Origin of the sequence: Rothia sp. P13129 (assembly GCF_048512865.1) — a bacterium.
Taxonomy (GTDB): domain Bacteria; phylum Actinomycetota; class Actinomycetes; order Actinomycetales; family Micrococcaceae; genus Rothia.
The window spans coordinates 25,427-41,151 of record NZ_JBLXYA010000009.1 but is presented as its reverse complement, the minus strand read 5'-3'; the positions used below and the strand labels follow the sequence as shown (position 1 = coordinate 41,151).

The following is a 15,725-nucleotide window of genomic DNA, read 5'->3' as shown; positions in this document are numbered from 1 at the left end:
ATGGAACGCCAACGCATACAAGCGCAGCAACAACAAAACCTTGTAGAAGAAACCCCCATCAACATCGCATCTCAGAGTGCTGCGATTAACCAAGACCTCATTGTAGAAACAGATGACCTCCTAGCAGAAATTGATGGTCTTCTCGAAGAAAACGCTGAAGACTTCGTCAAAGGATTCGTCCAAAAAGGTGGAGAATAAACACCCCACAACCCCTAAAATCTTGGTGATTTCAACGAACTGAGAACACCATCATCGACAGAATAGAACTATGCAAAAACGAATCTTCGGAATAGAAACCGAGTACGGAATCACCTACGTACCTGACTCATTAGGCCCCATCGGCCCAGAAGAAGCCTCAAGAATACTCTTCAAACCTGTTGTAGATACTTGGCGCTCCACTAATGTTTTCCTTCCGAACGGTTCAAGACTCTACCTCGATGTAGGCTCTCACCCAGAATATGCTACTGCCGAATGCGCAACAATCACAGATTTGATTGCCCAAGATAAAGCAGGCGAGGTCCTCTTCGCTGACCTCGTCAATCAAGCACAAGACACCCTAGAAGCAGAAGACCATCACGGCAGAATCTACTTATTCAAAAATAACGTCGATTCTGCCGGAAACTCTTTTGGCTCACACGAGAACTACCTCCTCGAACGAAAAGTAGAGTTCACAAAACTTACAACAAGCCTCATCCCTTTTCTGATTACTCGACAAATCATTGCCGGCGCCGGAAAAGTACACCCGCAAGGAGTACCAGAATGGGACCCATGCTCTCTAGGGAAAGCCGGAGAACCTAGCTATTCTTTCTCACAACGAGCAGACTACATTTGGGAAGGCGCCTCTACTGCAACGACTCGCGCTCGCCCGCTGATTAACACTCGCGATGAGCCGCATGCTGATGCAACGTTGTATCGCCGTATGCACGTGATTAATGGTGACTCAAATATGTCGGAGACAACGTCACTTCTTAAGATTAGCTCTACCGATATTGTTCTTCGCATGTTAGAAGACCATTATCCTCTTCGTGATTTTGAAATTTCTGATACAGCAACTGCTCTACGTGTTGTGTCACATGACTTGACTGGTCGGGCACAATTCCCGTTACGTGATGGTTCTTTCTGCTGTGCGTTAGATATGCAACGTCACTATCTTGATTCTGCACGAAATTATATTGAACACCATGGTGCTCACCACGAGTATGTTCCGTATGTCCTGGACTTATGGGAGCGTACTCTTCAAGCCATTGAAACGGGGGAGTACAGCAGTATTGATACAGAGATTGATTGGGCTATCAAGAAAAAACTTCTTGATTCTTATATCCTTCGAGGTGCTAGCGGGTATAGCGACCCACGTATTGTGCAGCTTGACTTCGCGTACCACGATATTGACCCCGATCGTGGGGTATTCAATGTTTTGACGCGTGCAGGACGAGCGAAACGATTCCTTGATACAGAGAGTATTCAACGGGCTACCATGATTCCTCCAGAAACTCGCGCTAAAATTCGTGGTGAGTTTATTCGTGCTTCTCGTGCAGCAGGGGAGCCGTTTACCGTGGATTGGGTACACTTACGCCTGAATAATAAGCCTCAATTTAATATTGTGTGCCAGGATCCGTTTGAGACCTCTAACCCTGAGGTACAGGCTCTTTTAGAAACTTTGCGTCATAATAGTGCTCAACAATGGACTCCGCCTTTTGTCTAGAGACTGTTACAGTTTTAGTGAAGGTGTCGTTACTTCAACGAGCGATAGATTGTATAACCAACAGAAAGTCATATCTCGTGCCTAAGAAAATTGCATTAACTACCACTGGAATCATCCTATCTTTAGCATTGTCTGCTTGTTCAGGTGGTAGCGCTAACAACCTAGATAAGGTGTCTTACGATCTCAAAGATGCAACAGCCGCTCCGTCAGTTTCTTTTGCGACTCCTTTTAGCGTAGGAAAAACTGAAACTCACCTTATTTCCGAAGGCGATGGAGATTCTGTAAAAGACGGTGACACACTGCTTATACAAGCAACAATTTTTGATGGTAAAGAAGCTAAAGAACTCGGCACAACGTATGAGTCAAAACCATTGATGATTTTGGTAGGCGAGAAACTCAAAGAGAATGCCCCAGAACTATATTCTATGCTGACAGAGCACAAAGTCGGTTCTTCCTTCTCGTACTCAACGAACATGGTGAGTCCTGAAGCAGGAGAGTCCCCCTCAGCTGCTCCGGCTGATTCGCCAACTAATGTCGAAGTTTATACCGTAGTGCAGAAGCTTCTTCCAGAAGCAACTGGAACTGCTCTGGACCACAAAGACTGGAATAAAGCTTTAGAATCCTTTGAGATTGCAGATAGTGGTGCTGGTGTCATCAAACTTAAAGATGATCGTGGAGATGCACCGAAAGAGCTCGTGACTCAGAACCTGATTGAAGGATCAGGACGCACCGTTGAGAGCACCGATCAAGTATACGTAAAGTATGAGGGAGTCCGTTGGGAAGACGGAAAATCTTTTGACGGTAACTATAACGGTGACCCTTTGGACATCTCTTTAGGCGGGGTTATTAAAGGATGGAAAGAAGGACTATCCGGTCATAAAGTTGGTTCTCGCGTACTTTTAGTAATCCCTTCTGATCTGGCCTATGGAGAGAACCCAGCAAATGGTGCTCCTAGCGGTGCCCTTGTTTTTGTGGTTGATATTCTTGGTGCTATGCCCACACCAGAAGCTGTTATTGCTCAGCAGAAGGCCGCTGAAGAAGCTCAGAAAAAGGCTGAAGAGTCAAAGAATAAAGAAGAATCTAAGGGCGACGAAAAACCGGATACTGAGACTCCACGCGAGGAACCGAAACCTGAAGAGCCAAAAGCCGATGAAGGGGCTCCAGCAGAGAATCAACCTGCTCAGGAAGCTCCCGCACCTGAAGAGTCACCGGCTCAATAAAAGTTTTGATTAATACTTAAGGAGAAGAATTATTATGTCTTTCGGCAAACGAGAACTTGACCGCACAAAACCTGAAATCGATTTCCCCACCAACGGTGCACCAGAAGAGCTTGTCATCATCGACCAGATTGTGGGCACAGGGCCAGAAGTTGAAGCAGGAAACGCTATTTCTTGTCACTATGTGGGCGTTGCCTTCTCTACAGGTGAAGAATTTGACGCTTCATGGAACCGTGGTGCTCCACTAGAATTCCGTGTTGGTATCGGACAAGTCATTCAGGGCTGGGATCAAGGGCTGCTTGGCATGCGTGTTGGTGGCCGACGTCGTCTAGAAATTCCTTCTGACCTTGCATATGGTGAACGCGGTGCTGGTGCTGCTATCGCGCCAGGAGAGTCCCTCATCTTTGTTGTAGATCTTTTGGACGTTCGTAAGTAATTTTAAAAGGCTTCATCTGGAGTGACTGCACTCAAGATGAAGCCTTTTAAAAAACCTTGAGGAAACTCCACGGTGTTTTAGGCAGTGTTTTTACACTTTTAGCTGTAAATGGTTTATATACTATGAAATATGCCTTGGTGGTTTTGGATAGTTTTATGGAGTGTCTTAGTTCTGGTATCAGTTCTTTGGCTGGCATTTCACGCCTATCGGATGATTCTCAAAGGAGCCTCGGCTTTTGAAGAGTTCTTACGGTTGAGCGATAACTGCGCTAAAACCTGGGAGGAATCTGCTGCTACTGCTACTCGTTTAGTGAAACGTACATCTCCTCCGGCTATTTTTACGCCGGTATCTGAGAGCTACGCTTCTTATGAACAAGGTAAGAAACAGCGTCAACAAGAACGAATCTCGCGTAGAATACAGAAACGAGATACACTCGGTCAGCCACAACGCGTTGGCGACCTCCGTCGAAACACACGAAAGGGTGCTGATTCCCATGGGTAGACTATTTGACAGCCCTGTACACCTCATTATCTTACTGATTGTTATTCTTTTAGTTTTCGGTGCTCCTAAGCTCCCTGGAATGGCGCGTAGCCTTGGCCAGTCGATGCGCATCTTCAAGTCAGAAGTTGAGAGCATGAAGAAAGACTCTAAGAAGGAGACAACTCCTACTGCTTCTTCTGAAGATGAGGTCGTAAGAGGCGAAGTGATTGATAACAAGCCTTCAAACACCGAATCTGAGACAAAATAAAGAAATCCGTTTTAACTGAGTGGACCCGTACCCCTTTACTCTGTATTGAGGGTACGGGTTTACATGGTTATGATGACATAAGTTTTTAGGGTAAAAATGGCACGGGAACATAGTCGTAAGAATAATCCTCAAGCAAATATGGAATTGAAGGAGCATATCCGCGAATTCAAAAACCGAGTCATCAAATCTGCGGTTGCTACCTTATTGACGACTATCGCTGGATTCTTCCTGTACATGCCCTTTATTGAAGCAATCTCTGTTCCTATACAGGAGCTACAAAAAGAAGGCCGTTTAGCTTCTTTGAACTATGACACCATCCAATCGGGCTTTGGTCTGTTGGTGTCAGTGTCTTTGTACATTGGTATTGCTCTTGCCTCACCTGTGTGGCTGTACCAGCTTTGGGCTTTTATTACCCCAGCTCTTTATAAAAAAGAACGTCGCTATGCTTTAGGTTTTATCTTTACTGCTGTCCCAATGTTTATTTTGGGTCTTATCGTTGCTTGGTACAGTTTCCCTGGTGTGGTCACTGCTTTTACCTCCTTCACTCCAAGTAACGGCACAAACGTCATGACAGCGGAAATATACATATCCTTCCTCGTGAAGTTTATGCTTTCTTTTGCATTAGCTTTTGTGACTCCTGTCATTCTCGTGGGTCTTAACTTCATCGGTCTTCTATCAGGCAAGACCGTCCTCAAATCTTGGCGCTGGGTCGTCATCTTCATCGCAACGATTTCTGCAGCTACAGCACCAGGCAACGACGTTGCTACCATGTTCTACCTTGCTGCTCCCTTGATAGTTTTCTTCTTTATCGCAATTCTTATCTGCCTATGGTCAGATAAACGTCGAGCTAAGAAACAAGCAAAGCTGGCACAAGGGCTCAACGACGAAGAACTCAACAGAGCAACAAGTGCCGAAGAACTTGAACGTTTAGGGCGTGAAGAACCTACCAAACAAGAATAAAAGCATAATCTTTAAATAAAAGAGGGGTGAGCGATAATCGTTCACCCCTCTTTGTTTCAGATGCGATAGTGTATAGAAAATACCACTGATTGCACCCAGACAGGCTGTTACGTTGTAGAAAAATTTTGCGCCATCCTACGACGTCACCAGAAAAATGATGGAGAAGATGATGGATCATCGCAGTTTTGACCTTCTAGAAGACTTTGCACATACCTTAAACTTTCCGCTAGATGGTTTTCAACGTGAAGCATGTATCGCAATTGAGCAGAATAAAAATGTTTTAGTGGCAGCTCCTACTGGTGCCGGTAAAACTCTCGTTGGTGAATTCGCTATACATCGGGCACTGAGCGAGGGGAAAAAAGCTTTTTATACGGCTCCTATTAAAGCCCTCAGCAATCAGAAATATCATGATTTGGTAAAAATCTATGGTGAGGAGGCTATCGGCTTACTTACCGGAGATACCTCTATTAATTCTGAAGCCCAAGTTGTTGTCATGACAACTGAGGTCCTTCGAAATATGTTGTACGACGATTCTTCCACCTTAGAAGAACTTGGCTACGTGGTGATGGACGAAGTGCATTACTTGGCTGACCGTTCTCGTGGTGCTGTATGGGAAGAAGTGATTATTAATCTTCCTGAAGATATTCTTTTGGTGTCTTTATCAGCAACGATTTCAAATGCCGAAGAATTCGGAGACTGGTTAGATACTGTCCGCGGTGAGACACAAATTATTGTCTCTGAACATCGTCCGGTTCCTCTTCTGCAACATATGATGGTCGGCGGAGAACTTTTTGATCTTTTTGCTGACGAGAAAGACCCTCGTCTTGCAAAATATCGTTCTGCACAAGAAATTTCCAAAGGGTACGTTATTAACCCGAGACTGCGCCAACTTAAAACTTCTTCTCGAAATAGTGGTTATGGGCGTGGACGTCACGGCTATAAATCTGGGTATTCTCGCCGTTCTTCACACGTGGCGTTGGGGCGGGTTCCTCGCTATCAAATACTCCAGAACCTAGATAAGAACGCTCTTCTTCCGGCTATTTATTTTATCTTTTCTCGTAATGGTTGTGATGACGCAGTCAAGCACTGTATTGCACGAGATGTACGTCTTACAACAGACCGAGAACAACATAAAATTCTAGAGTACGTGACTGAAGCTACACGTCATCTTGATGTTCTCGATCTTCAAGCTTTAGATTTTTATAGCTGGAAGGATGGTCTTCTGCGAGGAATCGCTGCCCATCATGCCGGACTGTTGCCACTGTATAAAGATGTTGTGGAAAAACTTTTTTCGCAAGGTCTGCTTAAAGTTGTTTTTGCGACAGAGACTCTTGCCCTCGGCATCAATATGCCGGCACGTTCTGTGATTCTCGAAAAGTTAACGAAATTCAATGGGGAAAATCACGTAGATATTACTCCCGGACAATACACACAGCTGACGGGGCGTGCTGGACGTCGAGGAATTGATATTGAAGGGCATGCTGTTGTGGTATGGAAACGTGGTTTAGATCCTGATCACGTTGCATCGCTTGCTTCAAAGAGAACGTATCCTTTAGATTCTTCCTTTAGCCCTACCTACAATATGAGCGCTAATCTAGTAGCACGATTTGGTACATATGAGACAAAGAAGACTCTTGAATCCTCCTTCGCTCAATTTCAGGCCGATAAGTCTGTGGTGGGGGTAGCTCAGCGTGTACGTAAAAATGAGCGTGCTTTAGCGGGCTATCAGAAATCATTATCCTGTGAACGCGGTGATTACTTTGAATATGCACAATTAGTGCGTGCTGTGAGCGCGGAGAAGAAAAATCTTGAGAAGAGACGTCGTAGCTATATAAAATCTGTTGCTCTTGAGTCTTTAAAATCTTTGCGTTCTGGAGATGTTATTGAGTTGCCCGGTGGTCGTTATCGTGGTTATGCAACGGTTCTTCAATGTCAAGATGGCAGAGATGGCGTTCCTGAAATTGACGTTATTAATGAGAAAGCTCAGCATAGAGTTCTACCGGGTTCTAAGATTGAGAGTCCCCTTGAGCCTATTTCTTATGTGAAGATTCCGCGTAAGGTACGGGGTCGAAGTGTCAAAGAACGCCAAGATATTGCATCTCGTATGAGAACTGCTTTGTATGAGGGGCGTCCTCCTCGTCGGGACGTTACTTTGTCAGGAGATGGTTTTCCTTCTTCTGACAAGCTAGAAGAATTACGTCAACAAGTGCGGGAACATCCTTGTCATGAGTGCCCTGAACGGGAAGAGCACACTCGCTGGGAAGAACGTTGGCGTAAACTTGATGCTACGACTCAAACTCTTCGTCACCAGGTTGATACCCGGACTAATACTATTGCTAAGGTTTTTGAACGCATCACGAAACTGCTTGAAGAGTATGGATACATGTATCATGACGGGCATGATTATTATTTGACAGAAGCCGGAGAGAATTTGCGCCGTTTACATGGTGAACGGGAGTTTTTGCTGTCTCTCTGTTTAGAAGATGGTTTCTTGGACGGGTTAGACTCGGCGGCAACTGCTTCTGTCATATCGGCGGTGGTCTATCATTCGAAGAGTGGAGAATACTCGCCGTTAGAGAAATATCCGAGACGCTCTATCGAGTTATCTTTGCAGAAAGTCTATTCTCATTGGGAACGTCTGAGCTCCTCCGAACGCCGTTCTCGGCTGCCGGTAACCTCAGCACCTGATTTTGGATTTGTATGGTCTACTTATCAGTGGGCTAGAGGTAAATCTTTATCTCAAGTTCTTGAGCACGCTGATATGTCGGCAGGAGATTTTGTGCGTTGGATGCGTCAGGTCATTGATGTCCTGAACCAAATTTCTTATGTTAGCGTTTCAGATGCTCAGCTTCGTACTCAGTGTGAGGCTGCTATTCGTTTGATTCGTCGTGGTGTTGTTATGACTGAAGTGGAAGGACTGTAACTAAGGTGTCTTCTTCTCTACTTTTATTTCGTTCTGGTTTAGTTCATACCCCTGTTGATCCTGAAGCAACGGCTGTTCTGATTGATGGTTCGAGTGTCGAATGGTTGGGGTCGGAGGCTGGTGCCTGTTCTCTTTATGATGATCGGATGCAATGCATAGATATGGGCGGACGTCTTCTGTGTGCTGCCTTTAGTTTAGGGATGGTACGAGTTTCGAGTATTGTTGAAGCTCAATTGTTAACGGATTGTTTATTGGAACATGGGTATGGGGGAGTCACCTATGTTGTTCCTGCCGATATTTTTAGTGAAGTGACTTCCCTGTTATCTGGTGTTGGGGTACGTAGCTATCTTTACTGTGAAGTTAATTCTTTAGCTGAGATTGATGCTCTGCCTAGGGGAGTTGACCGCATTTCTCTTTCTGTCACCTGCTCAGAGTTTTGGGAGGTTCTCGAGCGTGCATCTTCGAGAAACTATCACCTTTCAGTACAAGTTGAAGGGGAATATGATTTTCAGCGTTTCTTGAACTATTTAGAAACGCAAGAATATCTAGGTTTTCGTTCAGTGCGCTGTGACGGTGTTAGCTCCCTGAGCCAAGAATCTATGATGCAATGTGTACAACACAAAGTTGCTTTAGGATTTACCAGTGATATTGATAAAGAAGTCCATCAGTCGTTATCTGCGGCAACCTCTTTAGGCGTTGTTACTTTCTGCGGTTCTGATCCACAGTCTTCTACGCCTAAAAACTTGGGGTGGAATCTAATTCATCAAATCATCGAGCGCAACACGCCTGAGACCTCTGTAACATCACGTGGTGCATTTCACGCTCTAACGCGTGCGGTGTACCGTAGCTTGGGGGAGTCCTCAAGCCTTTATGGACAACTTGTGCCTTCATCTCCAGCAGACTGCGCTATGTGGAATATTGCCTCTCTTGAATCAACCCAGACCCAAGGAATAGCGCAAAGCTGGAGTACGGATCCTCGTTCCCGAGTACCTTCTTTGCCTCATCTTGAAGCAGAGGATTTACCGGTTTTGTCGTCACTGTATATTGATGGTCAGCTTATACTAAGTAAATCGTCTGTAAAATCATGGTCTAGGCTCACCTAAAACTACCAGAAGACAGGTAAGAGAACTTATATACTGGTATCTGAATTTTTCAAAGCGCTCTTTCAAAGCGCACAAGGAGTAATGGCTAATGCGTGTATTGACGGTGATTCCTACATACAACGAAAAAGATAACCTTCCTGTTGTTGTGAGGGAACTTCGTGCAGCAGTTCCAACCTGCCATATTTTAGTGGTGGATGATAATAGTCCTGATGGTACTGGTGAACTGGCTGACGAGATTGCTGCCGAGGACTCTCATGTCCATGTACTACACCGCGCCGTTAAAGATGGTTTAGGTGGAGCATATATTGCGGGTTTTAAATGGGGTTTGAATGAAGGATATGACGTCCTCGTTGAAATGGATGCAGATGGTTCCCACCGCCCAGAACAGTTGCCTTTGCTCCTAGAGGCTATTGAAAATGGTGCGGACTTAGCTATTGGATCGCGTTATGTTCCTGGTGGAAAAACAAAAAATTGGCCGATGCATCGTCAGATTTTGTCCCGTGGCGCAAATCTTTATACCAAAATTATTTTAGGTACAAAGATCAACGATATTACTGCTGGTTACCGCGCATTCCGTCGCGATGCGATCGAACATCTGTTGCTTACTGATACGGATTCTAAAGGCTATGTTTTTCAGGTGGATCTTGCGTGGCGGGCAGAAAGCGCCGGACTTAAAATTGTTGAAGTTCCTATCACCTTCGTTGAACGTGCTATTGGCACCTCAAAAATGGACAGTTCCATCATCCTTGACTCAATGACTAAAGTGACAGGCTGGGGACTAACTTCTCGCTACAAGAAAGCTAAAGAGCTAGTTAGCTCTTTGAGAGGTAAATAAGATTTTATTCTAGATACCAATAGGGTGTGGTTGCCATAAATATGGCAACCACACCCTATTGATGTTAAAAATGTTGGGGTGTTTCTTCACAAATCTGTGAAGAAACACCCCAACATTTTGAGTATGTGCGCTTTCTAAGAAAGCGAGTGGCGCTGTCTGTAATAGTCGATACGTTGTTGGAGAGTATCTTCTAGCTCTTCAATGCTGCGACGTTCTAGAAGCATATCCCAGTGTGTACGTACTGGTTTTTCTTGGGATTCTTCTTGGTCGCCTTCGCCGTTGACGAGGTATGCTTCGTCACCAGATTTTGCAGTCCAAGTTTGGGGGATATCGGCTTCTTGGGCAAAGGTCACAAAAACTCGTTCACCTTTTTCTGTTCGATATTCAACTCGCTGTCGAGGAGCTGGCTCAACGCCGGCCTCAGTTTCCATCGACTGCGAACCAAGACGCATACCACGTAGGCTGCGATCGCTCATTTAATATCCTCCAAATGTGTTGGCTAAACCTCTATGAGAAAAACAGATAGGGGCGTAGATAAGGCTGACTCACAATAAGTGGGTCAAAGAAACATTATAGACCTTTTGCCCTTGATGATTCTACCTATGAGGGTGAGCCGGGCTTATTTTCCGTAGGAACTTCAATTCCGGTATTGAGCTTATCTAGATTTGGGTTGAGGTCTTCGGGCGTTACCTTGATAATTCCTGTTTCAACGATAGGGTCCTCCGAGATTTTTGGAGAATTTTCTTCGGATGTTTCTGTTGCATTTTGAGAATTATCTGAGGTGAAACTCTTTGGATCGAAAGCGTTTCCTAATCCACGGAGGGCTTCACCTAATTCAGTAGGGATAAACCAGAGCTTGTTTGCATCGCCTTCAGCAAGTTTTGGAAGTGTCTGTAGGTACTGGTAGGTGAGAAGTTTTTGTGATGGGTTTGCTCGATGGATAGCGTTGAAGACTTTTTGAACAGCTTGAGCTTCGCCATCTGCCCGAAGAATAGCAGCTTTTGCGTCGCCTTCGGCGGTGAGAATCTGAGACTGCTTTTGACCCTCAGCTCGAAGAATAGCAGCACGAGAGTCACCCTCGGCGGTGAGAATCTGAGACTGCTTCTGACCCTCAGCTGTGAGAATCGCAGCTCGACGGTCTCGTTCTGCGCGCATCTGTTTTTCCATGGAGTCTTGAATGGACGCTGGTGGCTGAATTTCTTTGATATCGACACGTGAGACACGGATACCCCAACGCCCTGTCGTGCTGTCGAGTACTCCTCGTAGTTCACTATTGATTTGGTCGCGTGAGGTAAGGGTTTGTTCGAGGTTGAGTCCACCTACGACGTTACGTAGTGTTGCTGAGGTGAGTTCATCTACTGCGTGGATATAGTTGGTAATTTCATACGTGGCAGCTTGCGGGTCTGTGACTTGGAAATATACGACAGTGTCGATTCCTACAACGAGGTTATCTTCGGTGATTACTGATTGTGCTGGAAAGGATACAACCTGTTCGCGTAAATCGATAAGAGGTAAGACTCTGTCGATGAAAGGTACCGTGACATGGAAGCCGGGGTTAAGGGTGGTGTGATATTTGCCGAGGCGTTCGACGATTCCTGCGCGAGCTTGAGGAATGATGCGTACTGCGCGTAAAAGAATTACTGCTACGAGAACAGCTAGGGACGTGAGGACAATTGTAAGCGGCATAATATATGCACGACCTTTCTATGGGTGCGTTTATTGGCTATAGTTTTAGGCTTTGTGGTCGCCGATATACGCGGTTGCTCCTTTAATGTTCAAAACATAAGCATTTTGAGTGGGGGAGAAACTTCTATTTTTGTCTGCTGAGCGTGCTGTCCAAGTGTCTCCAGCTAGCTCGATAAGACCTGAATCTGATGTTACTTTTTCAAGAATTTTAACTTCTTGACCAATAAGTCCTGCGGTATTTGTGGAAATATTTGGGGTGTTCTTATTGAGTCGATGAATAAGTTTTGGGCGGGCAGCAAGTAGAAGCACAATGCTTAGTACAGCAAAGATAAAGACCTGAATGTTGAATGATTCGGTAAAAAGTGTTGAGGCTGATGTTCCTAAAGCTGCTAATGCAAGCATGAGGAAAAAGAAATCGAGGGAAAGAATCTCAATGATAGCCAGAAGGATGGCTGCGAAAATCCAGAAGGCCCAGAGGTGATAAACGAACCAGTCGAACATATAAAGCTCCTTATGTTGTACATATTCATTATATTCTCAGTGATCAAGAAAGACCTAGTGATTTTGAGATATCCACAGCTTTCTGATTCGCCGATAATCTACATTATGTAAAGTAAATATATTTTACACTCCTCTACTAGGGTTTTGAGGCCTTCAGAAATCGAAATCCTAGTGTGACTGTTTTCTGCATGAACTCGTACTGCTATACACACGTTGTCTCAGCCTTTTGTGAAATTTGAGGACACGGCCAAGCAGATGTCTAGAAACGGCGCTGTGTGAGAGAGATAATGCAGGTATATATTTCCCGTGGAAGGATTTTCCCTATGGCTACTCGTTCTCGCTCTCGAGGTTCTTTACCTCTGCACCTTAGCACCGGTATTGATATCTTCCTTATTGTGCTCTTTGCTGGAATCGGCAGATTCAACCATCATGAGCCGCTATCTGGAACTTTTATGACGGCTATTCCCTTTCTTCTGGGGTTCTTAGCTGTTCGATTCGTTCCAGTTGTAAACTCTAGACCTTTTTCTCTGTTTTCCGGTGTTGCTGTGTGGGCTTCCACTGTTGTGATTGGGCATTTATTACGGCTAGTTTTCGGTGGTGGAACAGCTTGGAGCTTCTTCATGGTTAGCGCGATTGTTCTAGCCTTCTTTTTGGTGGGATGGAGAATCTTGCTATTACTACTGTCGAAAACAGTTTTTAAGCACAAACGTTGGAGACTTTCCTAAGAATTGTTCGATCTAGCGTAAGCTTAAGGGTGGGCACACATGTTGTGTGCCCACCCTTAAGCTTTTTTATTTAACCTTTGGTTTAAGGTTTAGCTCTTGAAGTTAATCCAAGATTCAAGTTTAGCCTGAGCCTTACCTGATGAGAGCGTTTCTCTCACAGTGTTTAATGCATTATCGAATCGTTCCTCAAAACTCGTTAATTCTTCGGGTGTTTGATAAGCCATTAATCCAGCTGTTGCGTTAAGAACAACCGCATCATAAATAGCGCCTTCGCAGATTTCTTGAGACATCACATCTGAAAAAATCTGCGCATTGTATGAAGCGTCTGCGCCTCGCAACTCATTTAACGAATGATACACAAAGCCAAATTCACGAGGGTCGAATATCTGGTGTCTTATCTCCCCTTGGTGAATCTCCCAAATATCAGATGGTCCGCTGACCGTTAACTCATCTAAACCATCATGGCCTCTAAAGACTAATGCGTGATGATTTTTACGTTGAGCAAAAACTCCCGCAATTTTTTCTGCAAAATCTTCTCGGGCTACTCCAATTGCTGACGATAGAACCTGAGCAGGATTCGTAAGCGGCCCGAGAAAATTGAAAACAGAAGGTACGCCCATCTGTCGTCGCACCGGAGCTACAAAGCGCATCGAAGGATGAAACACTTGCGCGAAAAGAAAAGCAATACCAATCTCTGCACTGCACTGTTCAACCTCTTCAATACTTAAATCCAACGGAACGCCTAAGGCCTCAAGAACGTCAGCAGATCCACTCGCTGAGGAAGAAGCCCTATTGCCGTGTTTGACAACAGGAACTCCGCTAGCGGCAATGACAACAGCGGCCATGGTTGAAATGTTTACTGTATTTTGTTGGTCTCCCCCAGTTCCAACAATGTCTACTGCTTGTTGTCTAATGCTAGGGCGAACAGCTTTAGCTAACATTCCTTGAGAAAGATACTCAAGCTCTTGGCTACTCTCCCCTTTAGTGTGTAATCCCATGAGAAAAGCACCCAGAATACTATCAGGAGTCTGGCCAGTCATCATCTGATCCATAGCCCATAACGCTTGTTCTTTTTCAAGCTCTTGAGACTTTTGCAAAGAATTGAGAACTAATTTCCATGAGATTGGTGTTTGTTTCATACCCCCGATTCTAGAACAAAGAACGTGCTAAACCTTTTTCTTGGTACAAAATGACTCGTATGGTGAGAGGGTTACGCCAAGTTTACAGACATCGTGTCGCTATCTTCTTAAGAAAGATTTACTGTAAAACCGCGGAAAATAAGGGTTTTTTGCAACACACCTACTACTTTAAGGCCTAGGTTCTTGGTCTGAACGGTGTTTTACAGACATAATGTCTATGTGACAACTGCAACCCAAACCCCAAGTAAGTCGGCTCATCCGACTCTCAACCGTCCAAATAACGTTGCCGTAGGTACCGTTGTGTGGCTCGGTTCTGAGCTGATGTTCTTTGCCGGACTATTCGCAATGTACTTCACGCTACGTGCTTCACGCCCCGATATCTGGGCAGAAAACGTAGTGTTTTTGGAAGTCCCACTAGCTACTTTTAACACCATTGTTTTGGTGCTGAGCTCTGTGACCTGCCAATTTGGTGTCTTCAAAGCTGAGCAGCTTAAGCCTCGTCGTACCGGTTCCCTGATGAATATCAAGGAATGGGGCATGGTCGAGTGGTTCCTTCTAACCTTCATCATGGGCGCATTCTTCGTCTCGATGCAGGTTTATGAATACGCAACTCTCGTATCCGAAGGCGTAACCATCGCTTCTAGCGCATATGGATCAGCGTTCTACATCACCACCGGCTTCCACGCGCTCCACGTGACCGCTGGACTCGTAGCGTTTCTCTTCATCATCGGTCGCGCCTACGTGGCAAAACGTTTCGGTCACTACGAAGCAACGAGTGCCGTTGTTGTTTCCTACTACTGGCACTTTGTTGATGTCGTCTGGCTTGCGCTTTTCGGTGTGGTCTACTTCCTTCGATAAGTAGAAAATACGAACGAAAACCATAGCTCAACAGATTATTCAGCACACACACAACTAAGGAACTATTCGACGTGAAGGCAATTTCTCAGAAGCGGCGTCATCCGCTTGCAGCCCTCGTGTTACTTCTTTTCGCTCTCGTCCTCACCGGTGGCCTCTATGCAGTTGCCACGGCTACAAACGAAGCAAGAGCAGAAACTAAGAACACCTACACTGCAGAACAGGTTGAAGCAGGACAAAAACTCTTTGTTTCTAACTGCGCAACATGCCATGGCGCAAATGCAGAAGGAACTGTAGACGGACCCTCCCTCATTGGCGTAGGTGCCGCTGCTGTTGATTTCCAGGTAGGAACCGGACGTATGCCTCTGCAGATGCAAGGTCCGCAGGCCCAAGCGAAACCAGTACAGTTCAACGAAGAAGAAACTGCTCAGCTAGCCGCTTATGTTGCCTCCCTCGGTGCTGGCCCTGCAATTCCTGAAGATGAATACCTTGATGTATCCAAAGGTGACGCTGCTAACGGCGCTAAAGTCTTCTTAGCAAACTGCGCTATGTGCCACAATGCGGCAGGTGCAGGTGGTGCGCTAACTCGTGGTAAATGGGCTCCTTCGCTCATGGGTGTTAAAGAAAGCCACATCTACGAGGCTATGGCAACTGGACCTCAGAACATGCCAGTGTTTAACGATGCAAACATCACCCCAGAAGAAAAGCGTGACGTTATCACCTACCTAAAGTCTCAGGAATACAACGTATCTCCCGGCGGATTCAAAATTGGTTCTCTTGGCCCGGTGGCTGAAGGCCTGCTCATCTGGACCGTTGGCCTAGGTATCGTTCTCGTATTCACTATCTGGCTAACATCACGTTCTGCTTAAGACAACACACACATAAGATTTCGTAC

The 15,725-nt window shown here is 45.3% G+C and carries 17 protein-coding genes; 13 read left to right on the top strand and 4 right to left on the bottom strand.

The features are described from left to right. From ACN081_RS07010 to ACN081_RS06965, 10 genes are all read left to right on the top strand, one after another. Positions 1 to 198, top strand: a complete 198-nt coding sequence (locus ACN081_RS07010; protein ID WP_419103445.1) for a ubiquitin-like protein Pup — start codon at positions 1 to 3, stop codon at positions 196 to 198. A gap of 70 nt (positions 199 to 268) precedes the next feature. Beyond that, on the top strand, positions 269 to 1,702 hold the full coding sequence (pafA, locus tag ACN081_RS07005; RefSeq protein ID WP_419107361.1) for a Pup--protein ligase: 1,434 nt from the start codon (positions 269 to 271) through the stop codon (positions 1,700 to 1,702). Positions 1,703 to 1,779: 77 nt separating this feature from the next. Then, entirely contained in the window at positions 1,780 to 2,922 is a 1,143-nt protein-coding gene (locus tag ACN081_RS07000) for an FKBP-type peptidyl-prolyl cis-trans isomerase (protein WP_419107360.1), read from the top strand. Positions 2,923 to 2,956: 34 nt separating this feature from the next. Next, positions 2,957 to 3,355, top strand: a complete 399-nt coding sequence (locus ACN081_RS06995) for an FKBP-type peptidyl-prolyl cis-trans isomerase (RefSeq protein ID WP_419107359.1) — start codon at positions 2,957 to 2,959, stop codon at positions 3,353 to 3,355. A gap of 129 nt (positions 3,356 to 3,484) precedes the next feature. Then, positions 3,485 to 3,856: a hypothetical protein gene (locus ACN081_RS06990; protein ID WP_419107358.1), complete on the top strand. Its 372-nt coding sequence runs from the start codon at positions 3,485 to 3,487 to the stop codon at positions 3,854 to 3,856. Beyond that, positions 3,849 to 4,103: a Sec-independent protein translocase subunit TatA gene (gene tatA, locus ACN081_RS06985; RefSeq protein WP_419103440.1), complete on the top strand. Its 255-nt coding sequence runs from the start codon at positions 3,849 to 3,851 to the stop codon at positions 4,101 to 4,103. The genes ACN081_RS06990 and tatA overlap by 8 nt, the downstream gene beginning before the upstream one ends. Before the next feature lie 96 nt (positions 4,104 to 4,199). Continuing rightward, positions 4,200 to 5,063 (top strand): twin-arginine translocase subunit TatC, encoded by an 864-nt coding sequence (gene tatC, locus ACN081_RS06980; protein ID WP_419103439.1) that lies wholly within the window; start codon positions 4,200 to 4,202, stop codon positions 5,061 to 5,063. 166 nt (positions 5,064 to 5,229) lie between these two features. After that, positions 5,230 to 7,986, top strand: a complete 2,757-nt coding sequence (locus ACN081_RS06975) for a DEAD/DEAH box helicase (RefSeq protein WP_419107357.1) — start codon at positions 5,230 to 5,232, stop codon at positions 7,984 to 7,986. A gap of 5 nt (positions 7,987 to 7,991) precedes the next feature. Then, positions 7,992 to 9,089, top strand: coding sequence for a hypothetical protein (locus ACN081_RS06970; RefSeq protein ID WP_419107356.1), 1,098 nt, complete (start codon positions 7,992 to 7,994; stop codon positions 9,087 to 9,089). Positions 9,090 to 9,177: 88 nt separating this feature from the next. Further along, positions 9,178 to 9,924: a polyprenol monophosphomannose synthase gene (locus ACN081_RS06965; RefSeq protein ID WP_419107355.1), complete on the top strand. Its 747-nt coding sequence runs from the start codon at positions 9,178 to 9,180 to the stop codon at positions 9,922 to 9,924. Positions 9,925 to 10,058: 134 nt separating this feature from the next. Here ACN081_RS06965 and ACN081_RS06960 read toward each other — a convergent pair whose 3' ends face one another. From ACN081_RS06960 to ACN081_RS06950, 3 genes are all read right to left on the bottom strand, one after another. After that, complete coding sequence (locus tag ACN081_RS06960) at positions 10,059 to 10,400, bottom strand: RNA polymerase-binding protein RbpA (protein WP_419101718.1); 342 nt, start codon at positions 10,398 to 10,400, stop codon at positions 10,059 to 10,061. 124 nt (positions 10,401 to 10,524) lie between these two features. Next, positions 10,525 to 11,610 (bottom strand): SPFH domain-containing protein, encoded by a 1,086-nt coding sequence (locus ACN081_RS06955; RefSeq protein WP_419103435.1) that lies wholly within the window; start codon positions 11,608 to 11,610, stop codon positions 10,525 to 10,527. A gap of 45 nt (positions 11,611 to 11,655) precedes the next feature. Continuing rightward, a complete protein-coding gene (locus ACN081_RS06950; RefSeq protein ID WP_419107385.1) occupies positions 11,656 to 12,012 on the bottom strand; it encodes an NfeD family protein in 357 nt (118 codons plus the stop codon). Positions 12,013 to 12,434: 422 nt separating this feature from the next. Between ACN081_RS06950 and ACN081_RS06945 the strand changes: the two genes are divergently transcribed. Then, positions 12,435 to 12,836, top strand: coding sequence for a DUF3054 domain-containing protein (locus ACN081_RS06945; protein ID WP_419103433.1), 402 nt, complete (start codon positions 12,435 to 12,437; stop codon positions 12,834 to 12,836). 89 nt (positions 12,837 to 12,925) lie between these two features. Here ACN081_RS06945 and trpD read toward each other — a convergent pair whose 3' ends face one another. Continuing rightward, positions 12,926 to 13,975 (bottom strand): anthranilate phosphoribosyltransferase, encoded by a 1,050-nt coding sequence (trpD, locus tag ACN081_RS06940; RefSeq protein ID WP_419107354.1) that lies wholly within the window; start codon positions 13,973 to 13,975, stop codon positions 12,926 to 12,928. Between the two features lie 219 nt (positions 13,976 to 14,194). Here trpD and ACN081_RS06935 point away from each other — a divergent pair, with 219 nt between their 5' ends. Beyond that, entirely contained in the window at positions 14,195 to 14,833 is a 639-nt protein-coding gene (locus ACN081_RS06935) for a cytochrome c oxidase subunit 3 (RefSeq protein WP_419103431.1), read from the top strand. 71 nt (positions 14,834 to 14,904) lie between these two features. Next, entirely contained in the window at positions 14,905 to 15,699 is a 795-nt protein-coding gene (locus tag ACN081_RS06930) for a c-type cytochrome (protein WP_419103430.1), read from the top strand. Positions 15,700 to 15,725 lie beyond the last annotated feature (26 nt).

Coding starts and splice junctions, on each gene's coding strand:
- tatC (WP_419103439.1), top strand. CDS start 4,200: ATGGCACGGGAACATAGTCGTAAGAATAATCCTCAAGCAAATATGGAA.
- ACN081_RS06960 (WP_419101718.1), bottom strand. CDS start 10,400: ATGAGCGATCGCAGCCTACGTGGTATGCGTCTTGGTTCGCAGTCGATG.
- ACN081_RS06975 (WP_419107357.1), top strand. CDS start 5,230: ATGATGGATCATCGCAGTTTTGACCTTCTAGAAGACTTTGCACATACC.
- ACN081_RS06990 (WP_419107358.1), top strand. CDS start 3,485: ATGCCTTGGTGGTTTTGGATAGTTTTATGGAGTGTCTTAGTTCTGGTA.
- ACN081_RS07010 (WP_419103445.1), top strand. CDS start 1: ATGGAACGCCAACGCATACAAGCGCAGCAACAACAAAACCTTGTAGAA.
- ACN081_RS06950 (WP_419107385.1), bottom strand. CDS start 12,012: ATGCTTGCATTAGCAGCTTTAGGAACATCAGCCTCAACACTTTTTACC.
- ACN081_RS06965 (WP_419107355.1), top strand. CDS start 9,178: ATGCGTGTATTGACGGTGATTCCTACATACAACGAAAAAGATAACCTT.
- ACN081_RS06995 (WP_419107359.1), top strand. CDS start 2,957: ATGTCTTTCGGCAAACGAGAACTTGACCGCACAAAACCTGAAATCGAT.
- ACN081_RS06955 (WP_419103435.1), bottom strand. CDS start 11,610: ATGCCGCTTACAATTGTCCTCACGTCCCTAGCTGTTCTCGTAGCAGTA.
- pafA (WP_419107361.1), top strand. CDS start 269: ATGCAAAAACGAATCTTCGGAATAGAAACCGAGTACGGAATCACCTAC.
- tatA (WP_419103440.1), top strand. CDS start 3,849: ATGGGTAGACTATTTGACAGCCCTGTACACCTCATTATCTTACTGATT.
- trpD (WP_419107354.1), bottom strand. CDS start 13,975: ATGAAACAAACACCAATCTCATGGAAATTAGTTCTCAATTCTTTGCAA.
- ACN081_RS06945 (WP_419103433.1), top strand. CDS start 12,435: ATGGCTACTCGTTCTCGCTCTCGAGGTTCTTTACCTCTGCACCTTAGC.